Origin of the sequence: Curtobacterium sp. AB451, from assembly GCF_050585845.1 — a bacterium.
In the GTDB taxonomy this organism is placed as follows: Bacteria; Actinomycetota; Actinomycetes; order Actinomycetales; family Microbacteriaceae; genus Curtobacterium.
Window position 1 is genome coordinate 51,307 of record NZ_JBOBQG010000007.1, and the last position, 15,687, is coordinate 66,993.

The 15,687-nt window shown below is 72.7% G+C and carries 15 protein-coding genes and 1 pseudogene; 5 read left to right on the forward strand and 11 right to left on the reverse strand.

Annotated features, from left to right (window positions below; all coding sequences use genetic code 11):
- Positions 1-23 precede the first annotated feature (23 nt).
- The gene (locus ACQXVK_RS15265) at positions 24-935 is read right to left on the reverse strand and encodes an SDR family oxidoreductase (protein WP_430854136.1); all 912 of its coding nucleotides are present in this window, start codon (positions 933-935) and stop codon (positions 24-26) included.
- Between the two features lie 194 nt (positions 936-1,129).
- Between ACQXVK_RS15265 and ACQXVK_RS15270 the strand changes: the two genes are divergently transcribed.
- On the forward strand, positions 1,130-1,903 hold the full coding sequence (locus tag ACQXVK_RS15270) for a hypothetical protein (protein ID WP_430854137.1): 774 nt from the start codon (positions 1,130-1,132) through the stop codon (positions 1,901-1,903).
- A gap of 9 nt (positions 1,904-1,912) precedes the next feature.
- On the opposite strand, the gene ACQXVK_RS15275 is transcribed toward ACQXVK_RS15270, so the two are convergent.
- Together ACQXVK_RS15275 and ACQXVK_RS15280 are read right to left on the reverse strand one after the other, a co-directional pair.
- Complete coding sequence (locus ACQXVK_RS15275) at positions 1,913-2,695, reverse strand: endonuclease/exonuclease/phosphatase family protein (protein WP_430854138.1); 783 nt, start codon at positions 2,693-2,695, stop codon at positions 1,913-1,915.
- Between the two features lie 25 nt (positions 2,696-2,720).
- On the reverse strand, positions 2,721-3,281 hold the full coding sequence (locus ACQXVK_RS15280; protein ID WP_022907821.1) for a sigma-70 family RNA polymerase sigma factor: 561 nt from the start codon (positions 3,279-3,281) through the stop codon (positions 2,721-2,723).
- Positions 3,282-3,329: 48 nt separating this feature from the next.
- Here ACQXVK_RS15280 and ACQXVK_RS15285 point away from each other — a divergent pair, with 48 nt between their 5' ends.
- Complete coding sequence (locus tag ACQXVK_RS15285) at positions 3,330-3,983, forward strand: TetR/AcrR family transcriptional regulator (RefSeq protein ID WP_430854139.1); 654 nt, start codon at positions 3,330-3,332, stop codon at positions 3,981-3,983.
- Here ACQXVK_RS15285 and ACQXVK_RS15290 read toward each other — a convergent pair.
- From ACQXVK_RS15290 to ACQXVK_RS15300, 3 genes and pseudogenes are all read right to left on the reverse strand, one after another.
- The gene (locus tag ACQXVK_RS15290) at positions 3,976-5,496 is read right to left on the reverse strand and encodes an LCP family protein (RefSeq protein ID WP_022907819.1); all 1,521 of its coding nucleotides are present in this window, start codon (positions 5,494-5,496) and stop codon (positions 3,976-3,978) included. The two genes, ACQXVK_RS15285 and ACQXVK_RS15290, sit on opposite strands and share 8 nt — an antisense overlap.
- 174 nt (positions 5,497-5,670) lie before the next feature.
- Positions 5,671-6,321 carry a GntR family transcriptional regulator gene (locus tag ACQXVK_RS15295; RefSeq protein ID WP_022907818.1) on the reverse strand — a complete coding sequence of 217 codons (651 nt, stop codon included), beginning with the start codon at positions 6,319-6,321 and terminating at the stop codon, positions 5,671-5,673.
- 12 nt (positions 6,322-6,333) lie between these two features.
- Positions 6,334-8,537: pseudogene (locus ACQXVK_RS15300) on the reverse strand (MMPL family transporter).
- On the opposite strand from ACQXVK_RS15300, the gene ACQXVK_RS15305 reads away from it, so the two are divergent.
- Together ACQXVK_RS15305 and ACQXVK_RS15310 are read left to right on the forward strand one after the other, a co-directional pair.
- Complete coding sequence (locus tag ACQXVK_RS15305) at positions 8,536-8,943, forward strand: MarR family winged helix-turn-helix transcriptional regulator (RefSeq protein ID WP_022907816.1); 408 nt, start codon at positions 8,536-8,538, stop codon at positions 8,941-8,943. The pseudogene ACQXVK_RS15300 and the gene ACQXVK_RS15305 sit on opposite strands and share 2 nt — an antisense overlap.
- 234 nt (positions 8,944-9,177) lie before the next feature.
- Positions 9,178-10,134 (forward strand): LCP family protein, encoded by a 957-nt coding sequence (locus ACQXVK_RS15310; protein WP_430854140.1) that lies wholly within the window; start codon positions 9,178-9,180, stop codon positions 10,132-10,134.
- A gap of 139 nt (positions 10,135-10,273) precedes the next feature.
- Here ACQXVK_RS15310 and ACQXVK_RS15315 read toward each other — a convergent pair whose 3' ends face one another.
- The 5 genes from ACQXVK_RS15315 to ACQXVK_RS15335 form a co-directional block, all read right to left on the reverse strand.
- Positions 10,274-10,951 (reverse strand): transglycosylase family protein, encoded by a 678-nt coding sequence (locus ACQXVK_RS15315; protein WP_022907814.1) that lies wholly within the window; start codon positions 10,949-10,951, stop codon positions 10,274-10,276.
- A gap of 333 nt (positions 10,952-11,284) precedes the next feature.
- Positions 11,285-12,436 carry a 23S rRNA (uracil(747)-C(5))-methyltransferase RlmC gene (gene rlmC / locus ACQXVK_RS15320; RefSeq protein WP_022907813.1) on the reverse strand — a complete coding sequence of 384 codons (1,152 nt, stop codon included), beginning with the start codon at positions 12,434-12,436 and terminating at the stop codon, positions 11,285-11,287.
- Positions 12,437-12,443: 7 nt separating this feature from the next.
- A complete protein-coding gene (locus ACQXVK_RS15325) occupies positions 12,444-13,325 on the reverse strand; it encodes an SMP-30/gluconolactonase/LRE family protein (RefSeq protein ID WP_430854141.1) in 882 nt (293 codons plus the stop codon).
- 25 nt (positions 13,326-13,350) lie between these two features.
- A complete protein-coding gene (locus tag ACQXVK_RS15330) occupies positions 13,351-14,010 on the reverse strand; it encodes a FadR/GntR family transcriptional regulator (RefSeq protein ID WP_430854142.1) in 660 nt (219 codons plus the stop codon).
- Positions 14,007-14,729 (reverse strand): SDR family oxidoreductase, encoded by a 723-nt coding sequence (locus tag ACQXVK_RS15335; protein ID WP_022907810.1) that lies wholly within the window; start codon positions 14,727-14,729, stop codon positions 14,007-14,009. The genes ACQXVK_RS15330 and ACQXVK_RS15335 overlap by 4 nt, the downstream gene beginning before the upstream one ends.
- 62 nt (positions 14,730-14,791) lie before the next feature.
- On the opposite strand from ACQXVK_RS15335, the gene ACQXVK_RS15340 reads away from it, so the two are divergent.
- A complete protein-coding gene (locus ACQXVK_RS15340) occupies positions 14,792-15,646 on the forward strand; it encodes an SDR family NAD(P)-dependent oxidoreductase (RefSeq protein ID WP_430854143.1) in 855 nt (284 codons plus the stop codon).
- The last annotated feature ends 41 nt before the right edge of the window (positions 15,647-15,687 follow it).

A 15,687-nucleotide genomic window follows, 5' to 3' on the forward strand; every position in this document is an offset into this window, starting at 1 on the left:
TCCCGTCCGCTGTCCGCCCACCGCTACGGCGTCGGCATGCCCCCGTCGACGTGCAGCGTCTCGCCCACGACATACGACGACTCGCCGCTCGCCAGGAACACGTACGCCGGCGCGAGCTCGGCGGGCTGGCCCCAACGGCCGAGGTAGGTCTGCTCGCCGGCAGAGGGCAGGGCCTCCGGCGGCTGCCCACCGGCGGGCTGGAGCGGGGTCCAGATGGGACCGGGAGCCACGGCATTGACGCGGATGCCCTTCGGCGCGAGCTGCGCGGCGAGGCCCTTCGCCAGGTTGTTCACGGTCGCCTTCGTCGCGGCGTAGTGCACCAGGTGCGGCGACGGTGCGTACGCCTGGATCGAGGTCGTGTTGATGATCGTGGAGCCCGGCTGCAGGTGCGGCACCGCGGCCTTCGTGATCCGGAAGGTCGCGTAGGCGTTCGTCTTGAACGTCTCGTCGAACTCCTCGTCCGAGATCTTCGTGATGTCGTCGACGTTCTGCTGCTTGCCGGCGTTGTTCACGAGGATGTCGAGCCCGCCGAGCTGCTCGACGGCATCGGCGACGAGCTGCTCGCAGACCTCGAGCGAGGTGATGTCTCCGGGCAGCGCGACGGCCTTGCGACCTGCCGCCTCGACGAGGGCGATGATGCGGTCGGCGTCCTCCTGCTCCTCCGGGAGGTACGAGATCGCGACGTCGGCACCCTCGCGGGCGTAGGCGATGGCCACGGCCGCGCCGATGCCCGAGTCGCCGCCGGTGATGAGCGCCTTGCGCCCCGCGAGCCGACCGGCGCCGCGGTAGGTCTCCTCGCCGTGGTCGGCGGGGACGTTCTCCGCCATCTCCTGGTCGGTGCCGGCCCCCTCGAGGTACTGCTCGTCCGGCTTCTTGTCGGCGTACATCGTCGTCGGGTCCTGCATGCTGTACTGGTCGATCTGCTGGTCCGTCATGTGGCCGACGGTACGCACCCGTCGCCGCTCCACCGCCCAGCCGGCTGTCCCCCGGCCCCTCCGACGGTGCGCGCCACCGGACCCCGCTCCGGGACCGTGACGCGTCACCGACGAATGTCACGGTCCGGTGACGGCCCGGCTCCGATTCGGTAACACCCGTCGTCCAGGACGGTCCGGCGTCGTACCGTCGAGTGGTGACCTTCCGGACCGTGCTGGCGCTGAGCGCCGCCGTGCTCGCCTTCTCGGCCGGCACGGTCGCCGTCGACGGCACGGTCGGCACCGGGACCGACCGGGTCACCGCCGCCGAACTCGGCCCGGGTCCGGTCCCCCACGAGACCCCGAGGGTCACGACCGCGAAGCTCAAGCGCGTCGACTCGATCGAGCTCGACGCCGAGTCGCTCGTGTTCCGTCGCGGCGACAAGATCGTCACCGAGGCGTCGATGCGCGACGCCCGCACCATGGTCGGGCTCCTGAACCGCCTGCTCGGCACCCCGTCGCGCACGCAGACGGCCGAGGGTGTCGGCGGCGCCTGCTTCCCGTCCGGGACGACCTACACCTGGGGCGGCGCCGTCCGCGTGGCCGCGCTCACGACACCGGCTGCCGCCGGCAACGCGGTCGAGATCCGGGTCCTGCGGGACAGCGTGCGCTCCCGCACCGGCGACGAGGTCGAGCTGCACGGGCCGGGCGGCGTCCAGGTCGGCGACGACCTCCGCACCGCGATCGAGGACGCACCGTCGACCGACCGCATGTCCCTCGGTTCCGACGACGCCCGCGCGTACCAGCTGCTCCTCGAACCCGGGTGGGCCCCGGAGCACGACGAGTCCGACCGCTCGGATGACGGCGACGCGGACGCCGACACCGACACCGCGGCCGACCTGGGCACGAACGGCGTCTCGGCCCTGACCGACGACACCACGGTCACGGTGCTCGGATCACCGATGCCGGTGCACGCCAAGCGCTCCTGCTGACGGGCGCGGTCAGATCCGCAGCGTCGCCACCACCGGGAAGTGGTCGCTCGCGAACCACGTCTCCGGGCCGTCGTGGTCGATGACGACGCGGTCGACCCCGGCGATCCCCCGCGTGTAGACCCAGTCGATGCGCTCGCCCGAGTCCACCGGCGACTCCCAGTCGTTGAACGTGGCCGTCCGGTCGGCGGGGTCCCCGCCGACGAGCCAGGCGTCCTCGAACCCGGCTGACTCGAGCACCCGTGACGCGGCACCCGCTCCCGCGGGCTCGTTGCAGTCCCCGGCGACCACGACCGGGCCCTCCGCCGTGCTGAGGCGCTCGACGAGGAGCGCGGTGCTCCGTGCCCGGACGTCGTCGCCGTGCGGACCGACCTCGTGGTCGAGGTGCGTCGTCAGGAGCGTGAAGGCCTCGCCCTCGGCATCGAGGAACCGCGCGTGGTTCGCCACGCGGGGGAACACGCTGCCCCAGGTGTTCGACACCGGCTCGTCCGGGGTGTCCGACAGCCAGAAGGTTCCCTCGTCGACGGGCCGGAGCCGACTGCGTCGGAAGAAGACGGCCGCGTGCTCGCCGGCGGTGCCGCCCTCGCGTCCCTGACCGACGTCGCCGTGGTCGGGGAGCCCGGCCCGGAGGTCGTCCATCTGGTGCGCGAAGGCCTCCTGCACGCACACGATGTCGGGGTCGTGCCGCCGGATCACGTCGAGCAGGACGGGCAGTCGAGCGGGCCAGTCGTGGGCGGGATCGGGGTTCTTGACGTTGTAGGTCATCAGGGTGATCGGACGCGCTGCGTTGCTCACCCGTCGAACCTACCCACCGCCGGACTCAGGGCACCAGGACCCGCCGCAGCGCGACGACCCCGTCACGCGCGCGGGTCTTCGCCGTGCCGACCGGCACGCCGAGTCGCTCGGCCAGCTCGGGCCCGGACATCCCGACCAGGTGCCGCAGGACGACTGCTTCGCGCTGACGACCGGGGAGCGCGGCGACGGCACGGTGCAGTGCCACCCGGTCGAGGACGCTCTCGGCCCGCTCGACGCTCGCGTGGTCGACGAGTTCCGTGTCCCGCGCACCGATCCGTCGGTCGCGGTCGCGGTCCGCCCGGCTCTTCCGGACGCGGTCGATCGCCCGACGGTGCGCGATCGTCCGGATCCACGCGATCGCCGTGTGCGCCGGGTCGAACCGGTCGGCGATCTGCCAGAGCTCGAGGAACACGTCCTGGACGACCTCCTCCGCTTGCCACGGGTCCACCAGCTGGTGACGGACGTACCGTTCGACGAGCGGCCGGAAGCGCTGGTGCAGCCGGGTGAAGGCGTCACGGTCCCCAGCCGCGACGGCGAGGAGCAGCGCGCGTTCTTCGTCGCGCTCGGCGAGCAGGTCGTCGTCCACCCCCTGAATGTCACGTACGGCAGATGTACTTGCAAGTACACTCTGGGCATGCGCCGGTCACCCGCCCAGCTGCCCGCTCGCCGCACGACGCCGAAGGGCCTGGCGACCCGGCGTCGGATCGTCGACGCGGCGGCCGGACTCATGCTGACGCGCGGCATCGCGGGCACGACGCTCGACGACATCGGCGCAGCCGCCACCGTCGGACGGTCGCAGCTGTACCACTACTTCGTCGACAAGCAGGAGCTCGTGCGCGACGTCGTCCGGCAGCAGACCGACGCGATCATCGCCCGCCAGGGCCTGGACGACGAGGACCTCACGACCTTCGACGCGTGGCAGCGCTGGCGCGACCGGACGGTGCGGGGTGCCGAGGCGGGCGGCTGCGTCGGTGGCTGCCCGCTCGGGACGCTCGGCTCCGAGGTCGCCGAGCGGGACACCGACACCCGGGACCTCGTGGCCGCCGGGTTCGCCCGCTGGGAGCAGGCGTTCCGTGACGGCCTCGGCACGATGCGCGACCGCGGCCTGCTCGACCCCGACGCCGATCCCGCGGCGCTCGCGACGGCCGTGCTGGTCGCGCTCCAGGGCGGCCTGCTCCTGGCGCAGGTCCAGCGCGACGTCCGACCGCTCGCGATCGGACTGGACACGGCCCTCGAGGCGATCCGCCGGCACGCGGCCGCGGCCGGGGCCGGGGCCGGCGTCAGTTGATGCAGACGCCTTCCTTGCCGTAGCTCTTCACGTCGGTCGACGACGGCTTCGGCTCGGAGGACGCGGACTTCGTGGCGGCGGGCTTCGACGCCGTCGACCCGGCCTCGGACGAACCGGAGCCGGCCGCCGGGCTCGAGGCACTGCTGCCGGCCGCGGGGACCGGGGTCACCGTCTTGCCGTCCGAGCCGAGCACCAGCGTCACGCCGGTCACCGCGCTCGTCCGGACCGCGACAGCGCCGGGGACGACGTTCACGACCGCCTTGGCCTGCTTCTCGAGGCCCGCCGGGTACTGCACCTGCGTGGCCTTCGTGAGGTCGGACGACCCGGGGGTCCCGACCTGGAAGCCGCGCGCCGTGAGGACCGTCCCGGCTGCGCTGGCCGCACCGGTGACGCCGCTGCCGTTCAGCACGGTCACCGAGGTCGCCGCGGGCTGCGCGCGGCCCGCCTTGGTGTACTCCTCGGGCTCGCCGACGAGGTTCTGCACGAAGGCGGGCAGGCCGACCGTGTCCACCTCGACGATGGAGAGCGGTGCCCCGTTCACCGTGATCGTCGGGGTGCCGAGGGTCGGGATGGTCGCCGACTGGATGTTCCCCGGACGCAGGTTCCGCATCTGGGACGCCAGGTTGATCAGGTCGGTGTCGGTCTGGATCGAGCCGCCGACGGCCTTGAGGATGTTGCCCATCTTGATCGGGTTGAGCAGCGTCCCGGCGGAGAGCACCTTGCGGGCCTCCTGCGACAGGAAGTACTGCTGCCGGACGTTGCGGTCGAGGTCGCCGTTCGGCAGGCCGTGCCGCTGCCGGACGAAGGACAGCGCTTGCTTCGCGTCGAGGGTCGAGTTCCCCTTCGGCAGGTTCACGCCCGAGTACGGGTCGTTGACGGCGTTGTTGAGGCAGACGTCGACCGGACCGAGCTCCTTGACCACCTGGTAGAAGCCGAGCAGCGAGACGCGCACGTAGTGGTCGATCGTCAGGCCGCTGAGGTTCTGGATCGTCTTGATGAGCAGCTTCGCACCGCCGGTGTCGCCACCGCCGTTGAGCGTGCCGTAGTAGAACGCGCTGTTGAGCTTGCCCTTGCCGACACCAGGGATGTCGACGTAGGAGTCACGCGGGAACGAGATCATCGTCGCCTGCGATCCGTCGGCGTTGATGTGCAGGACGATCATCGTGTCGGTGTTCGTCGCGCCGCCGTCGGACGTCGTGCTCAGCTCCGCCATCTCCTCGGGCGTCGCGTTGTCCGGCCGGTGGTCGTCGCCGACCAGCAGGATGTTCTGCGCCTGGCCGTCGACGTCGTCCTTCTTCGTGGTGCTGCCGGTGATCGCGTTGATCTTCGTGACGCCGTTCGACAGCGATCCGTAGGCGTACGCGGCGTAGCCGCCACCGAGTGCGAGGCCCATGGTGAGCACACCCGCGATCGCGGGGAGCACCACCCCGCCGCGTCGCTTCTGGCGGCCGTGCCGCGGAGGCGTGAAGCCGCGGCGGCCGCGACCGATCGTCTGCTCGGGCTCGTTCGTCACCCGCAAACCATAACGGGCGGATGCTCTCCGAACATCAAACCTGCCTGGCAGGTCGCCGCGATCCCGCCGTCGCGCGCTGACGGACCCACGCACTGACGGACGGGAGGCGCGGTGCCGGCTGGCACCGCGCCTCCCGTCCGTCAGGTGGTCGCGTCCCGCGTCACCCGTCCCGCGTCAGGCGCGGGACGGGAGCAGGTGGATCGCCTCCATGGCGAGCTCGGCGGCGATCGGGTCCTTCGCAGTGACCGCGGCCTTGAGCTTCTCGAGCTCGGGCAGCACCACCTCGGCCGGGATCAGCTCGGCGAGCTCCGGCACCCGCAGCTTGAACGCGAGTCCGTCCGTCGTCGACCGGCAGAGCTGCTCGAGCGACGGGTTGCCGCAGTGGTCGGCCCACAGCGCGTAGATGTCGGCGCCGTGGTGCGCGACGTCCCCCTGCCGCTGCGCCTCGACCTGCGCCGTCACGTCGTCGAGGGTCTTCACGACCTTCTTGCGCTGTGCGTCGGTGAACCGCGGCGTCGCGAGCCGGGCGACGCCGCCGTAGATGACGCCGAGCGTCCGGTACGCGTCGAGCAGCTCGTCCTTGGACGGCGCGGCGACCCGGGTGTACCGGTTCGGGGCCATCTCGATGAGCCCGGCGCGGGCGAGCTCGGCGAGGGCCTCGCGGATGGGGGTGCGGGAGACACCGAGCCACGCGATGAGGTCGTCGTCGTTGAGCCGTTCCCCGGGCTCCAGCGTGCCGTCCATGATCGCGTCCCGGATCTTGTCCTGCACGGTGTCGCGGAGGAGCTTCCGCTCGGCGGCGGGCTGCGTCGAAGGAACTGGCATGCGCCCAGCGTGTCACATGTGATGGGCCGGACGCGACAGGCGCGACGGCCACCAGGCCCGGCGTCCGAGGTCGTACGCGAGCGCCGGGACGAGCAGCGACCGGACCACGATCGTGTCGAGCAGCACCCCGAACGCGACCACGAACGCGATCTGCACGAGGAAGAGGATCGGGATGACGCCGAGCGCCGCGAAGGTCGCCGCGAGCACCACCCCAGCCGAGGTGATCACTCCGCCGGTGACGCCGAGTCCGCGCAGCACGCCCTCTCGCGGCCGTGCTTGAGGGCCTCTTCGCGCACGCGGGTCATGAGGAAGATGTTGTAGTCCACGCCGAGCGCCACGAGGAACACGAACGAGTACAGCGGGACGCTCGGGTCGGCCCCGGGGAAGTGGAAGACGTGGTCGAAGACGAGGGCACCCACCCCGAGCGCCGCGGCGAACGACACGATCACGCTGCCGATGAGCACGAGCGGCGCCACGATGCTCCGGAGCAGCAGCATCAGGATGAGCAGGATGACCGCGAGCACGACCGGGATGATCAGGGTGCGGTCACGGATGCCGGTGTCGTTCGTGTCGACCGCGGTGGCCGTCGCACCGCCGACGATCGCGTCGGGGTCCACCCGCTCGACCGCCGTCCGGAGGTCGCGCACGGTCTGCTCGGCCGCGTCGGAGTCGGCCGGGTCGGACAGCGTCGCCTCGAGCAGGACGTCGCCGCGGGAGACGGTCGGGGTCGCACCGGCGGTGCCGCCCTGGTTGCCGCTCGTCGCCACGGGGACGGTGCCGGACGGGGAGTCCTTCGCCGCCGCCACGACGCTGTCCACGCCGTCGACGCCGGTGATCGCGGCGGCGAGCGCGTCGGTCTCCGACGCGGCGCCGATGACCTGCGCCGGGCTGCCGGAACCGCCCGGGAAGTGGTCGGCGAGGACGTCCTGGCCGTCCCGCGCCTGCGAGCTGCCGATGACGAGGTCGCTCTGCGGGACCCCGTCGGCCTCGAGCCCGATGAGTCCGCTGCCCATCGCGAGGAGCCCGACCGTGCACACGATCCAGACCACCCGGGAGCGTCGGGCGACGAGCCGGCCCACCCGTGCCCAGATCCCGCGGGCGTCGGGCCCGGTCAGGACGGGGTGCGCGCTGCCGTACTTCGGCCGGAGGGGCCAGAAGGCCGCACGCCGGAACGCCAGCAGGAGCGCGGGCAGCAGCGTGAGCGCCGCGAGGAGGCTGAACGCGATGCCGATGGCCGCGACGGGACCGAGCGCCTTGTTCGAGTTGAGGTCCGAGAGGAGCAGGCAGAGCACGCCGACGATCACGGTGCCGCCCGACGCCAGGATCGGTTCGAGGCTGCCCCGCAGCGCGGCCTTCGTCGCGTCCCACCCGGTGCGGTGGTCGCGGAGCGCCTCGCGGAAGCGCGCGGTGTAGAGGAGCGCGTAGTCGGTCGCCGCACCGATCACGAGGATCGACAGGATCCCCTGCACCTGGCCGTTCACCGTCACGATGTCGGCCTTGGCGAGCCACCACACGACGAGGATCGAGGCGCACAGGGCGAAGGTCGCGGTGCCGAGCACGAGGATCGGCAGGAGGGGTGAGCGGTAGACGACGATGAGGATCACGAAGACCGCGGCGAGCGCCACACCCAGCAGCAGGCCGTCGATGCCGGCGAACGCCTCCGTCAGGTCGGCGGTGAACCCGGCCGGTCCGGTGACGTAGCCCCGCACCCCGGACGGCAGGGTGTCCTCGACGTCGGCACGCACCGCCTCGACCGCGGTGCCGGTGTCGGCGTCCTGCGTGAGCGTCGCGACGATCTCGACCGCGTCGCCGTCCTCGCTGGGGATCACCGGGCTGACAGCCTGCACGTCGTCGCGGTCCCCGAGTCGCTCCGCCAGGGTCGCGGCGGCACGCTGGTCCGCCGCGGTGAGGCCGCCGTCGCGTTCGAGCACGACGATCGCCGGGGCGCCGGAGGCCTGCCGGAACTCCGACGCACGCTCCTGCACCCTGGTCGCGTCCGCCGACGCCGGCAGGAACGACGTCTGGTCGTTCGTGGACACCTCGGAGATCTTGCCGAAGAACGGACCGCCGACGGAGGCGATCGCGAGCCAGACCACGATGACGAGCGCGGGGAGGACGATGCGGAGGGAGCGGGACACGACCGTGAGCGTACTCCGATCGTCAGCATGCTGACTACCAGGCGGCGTGCACCACCTGCTTCCGTAGACTCGGGACATGGACGAGACCCCCGACGCATGGCCGCTCGGGCGTCTCCTCTCCGCTGCGGCCCGTGCGATCGAGCGGGACTGGGACGAGCGGCTCCGCGCGATCGGGCTCCCGCACGCGGCGCTCATCGCGATCGACATCCTGCTGCGGACCGGCCCGACCGGCGCGGACACCCTCGCCCGGACCGCTCGTGTGCAGCCGCAGACGATGTCCAGGACGCTCGAGCGGATGGAGCGCGACGGCCTGGTGGAGCGCTCGGCGCACCCCGAGGACCGACGACGCCGGATCGTCACCGTGACGGACCGCGGGCGCGAGGCCTGGGAGACCGCACGACACATCGAGCGCGACGTCCTGCCCGACGACGCGGCACTCCGGGGTGCCCTGACGTCACTGCTCGCGAAGCACCGCCCGAACTGAACACCTAGCGGTTGATATTCCACATACGGTAGACTCGTGAGGTCGGTCACCAGATCGACCCGACCCACGGGAGCACCGATGTCCGAGCACCGAACCCCCGAACGCCGAGCAGACGGGCGCCGAGCAGACGGGCGCCGAGCAGACGGGCGCCGAGCAGACGGGCGCCGAGCAGCCGAAGGCCGCGTTGACGGGCGCCGAGCGCGGCGGCAGCAGCGCCGGAGGCGTCCGCTGCTCGTGGCCCTCCTCGGCACCGCCGGGGTCCTCGTCGCCGTCGCCACCGTCGCAGCCGTCGTCGCCGGGCTCTTCGTCGGCGGGCTCGTCCGGAGCTACGACGCCGGCAAGGACGTCCTGGACGACCCGTTCCCGACCGGGGCGCGACCGGCCCCGACCGACGGCGCCGAGAACATCCTGCTCATCGGCTCGGACTCCCGGCAGTCCACGACCACCGGTGCCGACCGCGGACGCGGCGGACGCTCGGACACCCTGATGCTCGCCCACGTCCCGGCCGACCGGAAGGGCGTGTACCTCATGTCGATCATGCGCGACTCGTGGGTCGAGGTCCCCGGCCACGGCACCGCGAAGATCAACGCGGCGTACTCCTGGGGCGGGGTCCCGCTGACGGTGCAGACCGTCGAACGACTGCTCGACGTGCGCATCGACCACGTCGCCGAGATCGACTTCGCGGGCTTCGCGGACATGACCGACGCGCTCGGTGGGGTGACCGTGCAGTCGCGGACCGCGTTCTCGACGACCGGACACACGTTCGCGGCGGGGGCGAACCACCTCGACGGCGCAGCGGCCCTGGCGTTCGTCCGCGAGCGGCACGCGTTCGCCGACGCCGACCACACCCGGGTCCGGAACCAGCAGGCGTTCATGCGCGGGATCGTCGACGGGCTCCTCTCGCGGGACACCGTCACGAACCCGGCGCGCGTGCAGGACTTCGTGCGGGCGACGAGCGAGTACCTCTCGGTGGACCGCGGCCTGACCTTCGGCACGATGGTCGACCTCGGCTGGTCCCTGCGCGGGATGCGCCCGTCGGACCTCCGGACGTTCACGATGCCGACGGCGGGCGGCGGGACCTCGGCGGACGGGCAGTCCTACGTCGCGGTGAACACCATCGCCGTGCAGTCGCTCTCCCAGGCGCTCCGGTCCGACGACGTCGCCGGCTGGCTGGCCGACGAACCGCAGTAGCAGCCACATCCGCACGGGCGCGCGCACACGCGCGGGCGCCCGTGCCCGCACAGGCGCCCGCACCCGCGCCCGCGCCCGCGGACAGCAGGACGCCCGGTGACCACACGGTCACCGGGCGTCCTGTCGATCGGAGGAACGATCAGGCGGGGAGCTGGAGCTCCTGGCCGGCGTAGATCAGGTTCGCGTCGTCGATGGTCGACGTGTTCGCGGCCCACAGCTCGTTCCAGCCGCCGTCGATCTTCAGCTTCGTCGCGATGCTGTCGAGGGTCTCGCCGGACACGACCGTGTAGGTCTTGCCACTGGTCTTCACGGGGGCCGGCTTGCTCGGGGCAGCCGGGGCAGCCGGAGCGGCCTTCGTCGCGGGCGCGGTCGCCTGCTGCTGCGGCGCGGCCTGCGTCGCCGGGGCCTGCTGCTGGGGTGCGGCCTGCTGCGTCGGCGCGGCCGGGGCAGCGGCCTGCGGAGCGGCACCGGTCGTGCCGCTCAGCCCGAGCTTCGCGGAGCAGGCGGGCCATGCGCCCCAGCCCTGCGAGGCGAGGACGCGCTCGGCGACGGCGATCTGCGCGGAACGGCTCGCAGCGGCCGGGTTGCCCGAGCCGCCGTTCGCCTGCCAGGTGCCGAGCGAGAACTGGAGGCCGCCGTAGTAGCCGTTGCCGGTGTTGATCGCCCAGTTGCCGCCGGACTCGCACTGCGCGAGGGCGTCCCAGGTCGAGCCGGATGCTGCGTTCGCGGGCGCCGCCGCGAGGCCGACACCCGTCGCGGCGATGCCTGCGAAGGCGAGGCCACCGACGATGGTGCGGGTACGAGAAAGCTTCTTCATGGTTGATTGCTCCACCGGGACCACGGATCGAGAGCCGATCGCCACTGCCCGTCCCGACCGATCGCGGTCGTTTCGTGGGGTGCGCCTCCGGGGGCAGTGGTCTCGTGCCGGGGCGCCTGGTCGGCCACCATAGGAAACTCTGCACCGTTATCAAACCGAGACAAACGGTTCTACCCATCGGTGCTGGGTCTCGCGAGGAGGAACCTGTACGCCGCGATGCCCATGGGCATGGTCATCGCCTCGGACCCGGTGCCACGACCTTGGCAATTCCCTGGCAATGCCGGTCTGGAGGCACGTGGCGGCGTCGAGCCGCGCCTCCTGTCCGTCGATCGGTCACGCCCGGGACAGCAGCGTCACCGCTTCGAGGTGGCCCGTCTGCGGGAACATGTCGAGCACCCGCGCACGCCGGAGACCGAACGACGGCATCCGCGCTAGGTCCTTCGCCAGCGTCACCGGGTTGCAGCTCGAGTAGACGACGTGCTGGACGTCGGACTCCTCGAGCCAGGTCGACAGCGCCGTGCCGATCCCGCGGCGGGGCGGGTTCACGACGACGAGCTCGGGCACGGTGTCCGGGCGGGCACGGAGTGCGTGCTCGGTCGCGTCGTCGGCGGCGAAGCGCACGTCCTCGAGGCCGGCGTCCCGCGCGGACTGCTTCGCGGACCGGACGGCCTCGTGGCTGGTCTCGATCCCGGTCACCGCGCGTCCGGGCCGTGCGGCGTGCAGGGCGAACCCGCCGACGCCGCAGTAGAGGTCCCACATGGACGCCGGAGCAGCCTCGTCGATCCACGCCGACGCCTGGGCGTACAGCTCGGTGGCAACGTGCGTGTTCGTCTGGAAGAAGCTCTGCGGGCGCAGGTGCATCGTGACGTCGCCGAGCCGCATCGACAGCGTCTGCCGCTCGGTGAGGACGATCTCGCGCTCGCCCTCGGTGACGGCCTTGTGCTCCGGCAGCAGGTTGGCGGTCACGACGACCGCGTTCGGCAGCACCCGGTGCAGCGCGTCGAGGTGCTGCCGGAGCCGTGGCAGCTGCCCCTCGGAGCGGAGGACGAACCGCACCATGAGCTCGCCGTCGGGCGACTCCGTCACGAGCACGAACTTCAGCTCGCCGCGGCGGGACGGGACGTCGTAGGGGATGAGCCCGGCGTCCGCGACGAACGCGGCGAGGATCGGCAGCGCGTGCTGGATCCCCGGCGTGCAGATGCCGCAGTGCCGCAGGTCGACCCCGCGCTGCCGGTGGTCGAGGATGCCGACGGTCGGCTGCTGGACCGTCCCGCCGACGACCATCTTCGCCTTGTTGCGGTAGGCCGACTCCGGGCTGGTGATCGCCGGCAGCCACTCAACCGTCCCCGGGCCGCCGACGGCCTCGACCGCGTCGTGCAGGAGCTCACGCGTGCGGAGTTCCTTGTCGAGGACCTGCTCGGCGTAGGGCTGCCCCATGAGCGTGCACGAGCGGCACACCCCGCGGTCGAAGTAGTCGCACTGCATGGCCGGGTCAGGATACGGCAGCGGCGTCCCTCGTGGTGGTGGCGATCCGGTACACGGACGTCGTCGCGGCGAGGAACAGCGTCGTGCCGTCGTCGCCCCCGAAGCAGAGGTTCGCCGTGACCTCGGGGACGACGACCGCGCCGATCCGGGTGCCGTGCGGGTCGAACACGACCACACCGCGGTGCGACGACGACCAGACGTTGCCGTCGACGTCCACGCGGATGCCGTCCGGGACGCCCTCGCCCGGTTCGAGCCGGGCGAACACGCGGCCGTTCTTGAGCAGGTCGCCCCGGGCACCGCGCCGGTCGTAGGCCCGGATCACCGGTTCATCGCCCGAGGAGCTCGCGACGTAGAGCACCTGCTCGGACGGGTCGAACGCCAGCCCGTTCGGCTCGTCGACGTCGGTGGCGACCGGGCGCAGGTCCTCGCCGTCCGGCCCGCAGCGGAACACCCAGTGGTCGCCGTACTCCCGCTCACCGGGGTGGCCCTCGCGCGGCTGCGTGATGCCGTAGGCGGGGTCGGTGAACCACACGCTGCCGTCCCGCGCGACGACGACGTCGTTCGGGGAGTTCAGCCGGACGTCGTGCCACCGGTCGACGACGGGCGTGACGACACCGTCCCGGTCACGCTCCACCCGTCGGTGTCCGTGCGAGCACTGCACGACGCTGCCGTCCCGGTCGAGGGTGCGCCCGTTCGTGAACTCCACCCCCTGCGCGTACACCGAGGTCTCCCCCGAGTCGGCGTGCCACTGCAGGACACGGTCGCCGGGGATGTCCGACCACCGCAGCGTGCGCGTCGCGGGGATCCAGCACGGGCCCTCGGCCCAGGTGCTGCCCGTCGCGATGCGCTCGAGCGCGCCGGGGTCGGGGACGAGGTCGCTGAACGTCATGGGTTCTCCTTCGAACACGTCGAGCCTATGCGCCCGTGCGGTCGATGATCTCGGTCATCACCACGCCCGCGCCGTCCGGGTCCCCGTCGACGACGGCGCGGGCGAGCCGGGCGTGCAGCCCGACGTCGTGGACCGCGGGTCGGATGCCCGCCCGCTCGTCGAGGGCCCGGGCGACGACCCGGTGCAGCCGTCCGTACAGTGCGTTCCCGGACAGCTCCAGCACCAGACGGTGGACCTCGCGGTCGGCCTGGAGGAACGTGGCCGCGTCGTCCGGACCGGTGGCGGCGGCGAGGCGGTCGGCGGCGGCGAGCAGCGCCTCCTGGCTCGCACGCTGCGACGCGTCGGACGCTCGCCCGGCCGCCGCGCGGGCAGCCGCCGGTTCGACGGCGCGGCGGAGCGCCCGGAGCTCCGCGAGCGTCACCTCGCGCGCAGGACCCGCCAACCGCCACCCGACGACGCGGGGGTCGAGCACGTCCCACTCCGAGGCCGGCAGGACCCGGAGCCCGACGCGCCGGCCGGCACTCAGCAGACCGAGGCCGACGAGGACGCGGACGGCCTCGCGGACGATGCTGCGGCTCGATCCGGTGCGGGAGACGAACCCGTCGATGCTGTCTCGGTGCCCCGGGGGCAGCGACCCGTCGACGATCGCGGAGCCGAGCCCGTCGAGCACCCGGTCGAAGATCACCGCTGCGACACCGGACTGACCACGAGCTCGTCGACGCGCACGTGCGACGGCGCCTCGAGCACGAAGGACACGGCGCGGGCGACGTCGTCCGGTCGGAGCATCACCGCACGGGCGGCCGCGTCCGGCACCGACGGCCGCTGGTCGAGGAAGTCGGTGGCGACGTCACCCGGGCACAGGTGGGTCGCTCGGACGCCGTGCGCGGCCTCCTGCTGGTTGAGGGTCCGCACGACCGAGCCGAGCGCGGTCTTCGACGCCGAGTACGCGACCCCGGCACCGGGCTGGAACGACCAGCCGGCGTACGAGGACACGACGACGACGGTCCCGCCGGACGCGCGCAGCGCGGGCAGCGCCCGGTCGAGGACCGTGACGACCGCGGTGAGGTTGGTGTCGATCACCGCGCGGACGTCCGACAGCGACTGGTCGTCCCAGCGACGCCTGGGCGCGTTCAGCCCGGCCGACAGGACGAGCCCGTCGAGCCGTCCGTGCCGGGCGAGCAGGGTCTCGCCGGCCGCGGCGACCGCGTCCGGGTCAGCCGCGTCGAGTGGCAGCACGTCCGCCGTCCCGCCCGCGTCGCGGATCGCGTCCGCGACCTCGGCGAGCCGGTCCGCCCGGCGGCCGCTCAGCACCACCGTCCAGCCGTCGCGGGCGGCCGCGCGGGCGCTCGCCGCCCCCATCCCGCTGCCGCCGCCGGTGACCCAGAGCACACGTGCACCATCCATGCGGGAATGGTATGCCTATTCCAGCGCGGTCGGACCACGACCGCACGACGACGGGAGCGACGATGCACCTCGACCTGACCGACCGCGTGGTCGTCGTGACCGGGGCGGCCCGCGGCATCGGTGCCGTGCTCGCCGCCCGGTTCCACGCCGAGGGGTGCCGGGTCGTCGCGTTCGACCTGGCCTTCGACGGGCCGGAGGCGAGCGGGACCGGCGCCGGGACATCGGCCGGGGCGGGTGCCGGGGCGGGGGTGTCCGTGGCCGGGGCCGGGGTGTCCGCGGCCGACCGGTCCGCCGGTGCGCCGCCGGTCGACCGGATCGTGTGCAACGTCGCCGACCCCGACTCGGTCCGCCGCGCGGTGGACGAGGTCGTCCGACGCCACGGGACGATCGACGTCCTCGTCAACAACGCCGGCATCAACGTCGAGGGCGCCGTGGCGGACCTCGGGTGGGACGACTGGCGGCGCTGCATGGACGTGAACGTGGGCGGGACCTTCCTGGTGAGCCAGGCCGTCGCGCCCGTGATGCAGCGAGCCGGCCGCGGACGGATCATCAACGCGGCGTCCTTCGCGGCGATCGTGCCGAGCGTCGGCAGCGCTGCTTACGCGGCGTCGAAGTCGGCCGTCGTGGCGTTCACCCGGGTGCTCGCGTCGGAGCTCGGGCCGTGGGGCATCACCGTGAACGCCTACGCGCCCGGCATGGTGCCGACGGCGATGAACGGGTTCGAGACGATGCCGACCGCGGCGCAGGACCGGCTCCTCGACACGCTCTCGCTGCGCCGGTGGGAGACCGCCGACGACGTGGCCGACCTGCTCGTGTTCGTGGCGAGCGACGCCGCCGGGTACGTCACGGGCACGCTGCTGGACGTGTCCGGCGGCAAGCTCGCGACCCAGATCCCCGCGCGGGCGTACGGCCGCTGATCCGAGGAGACCGGACCGGACAGGGCGGCGGGCAGACGGGC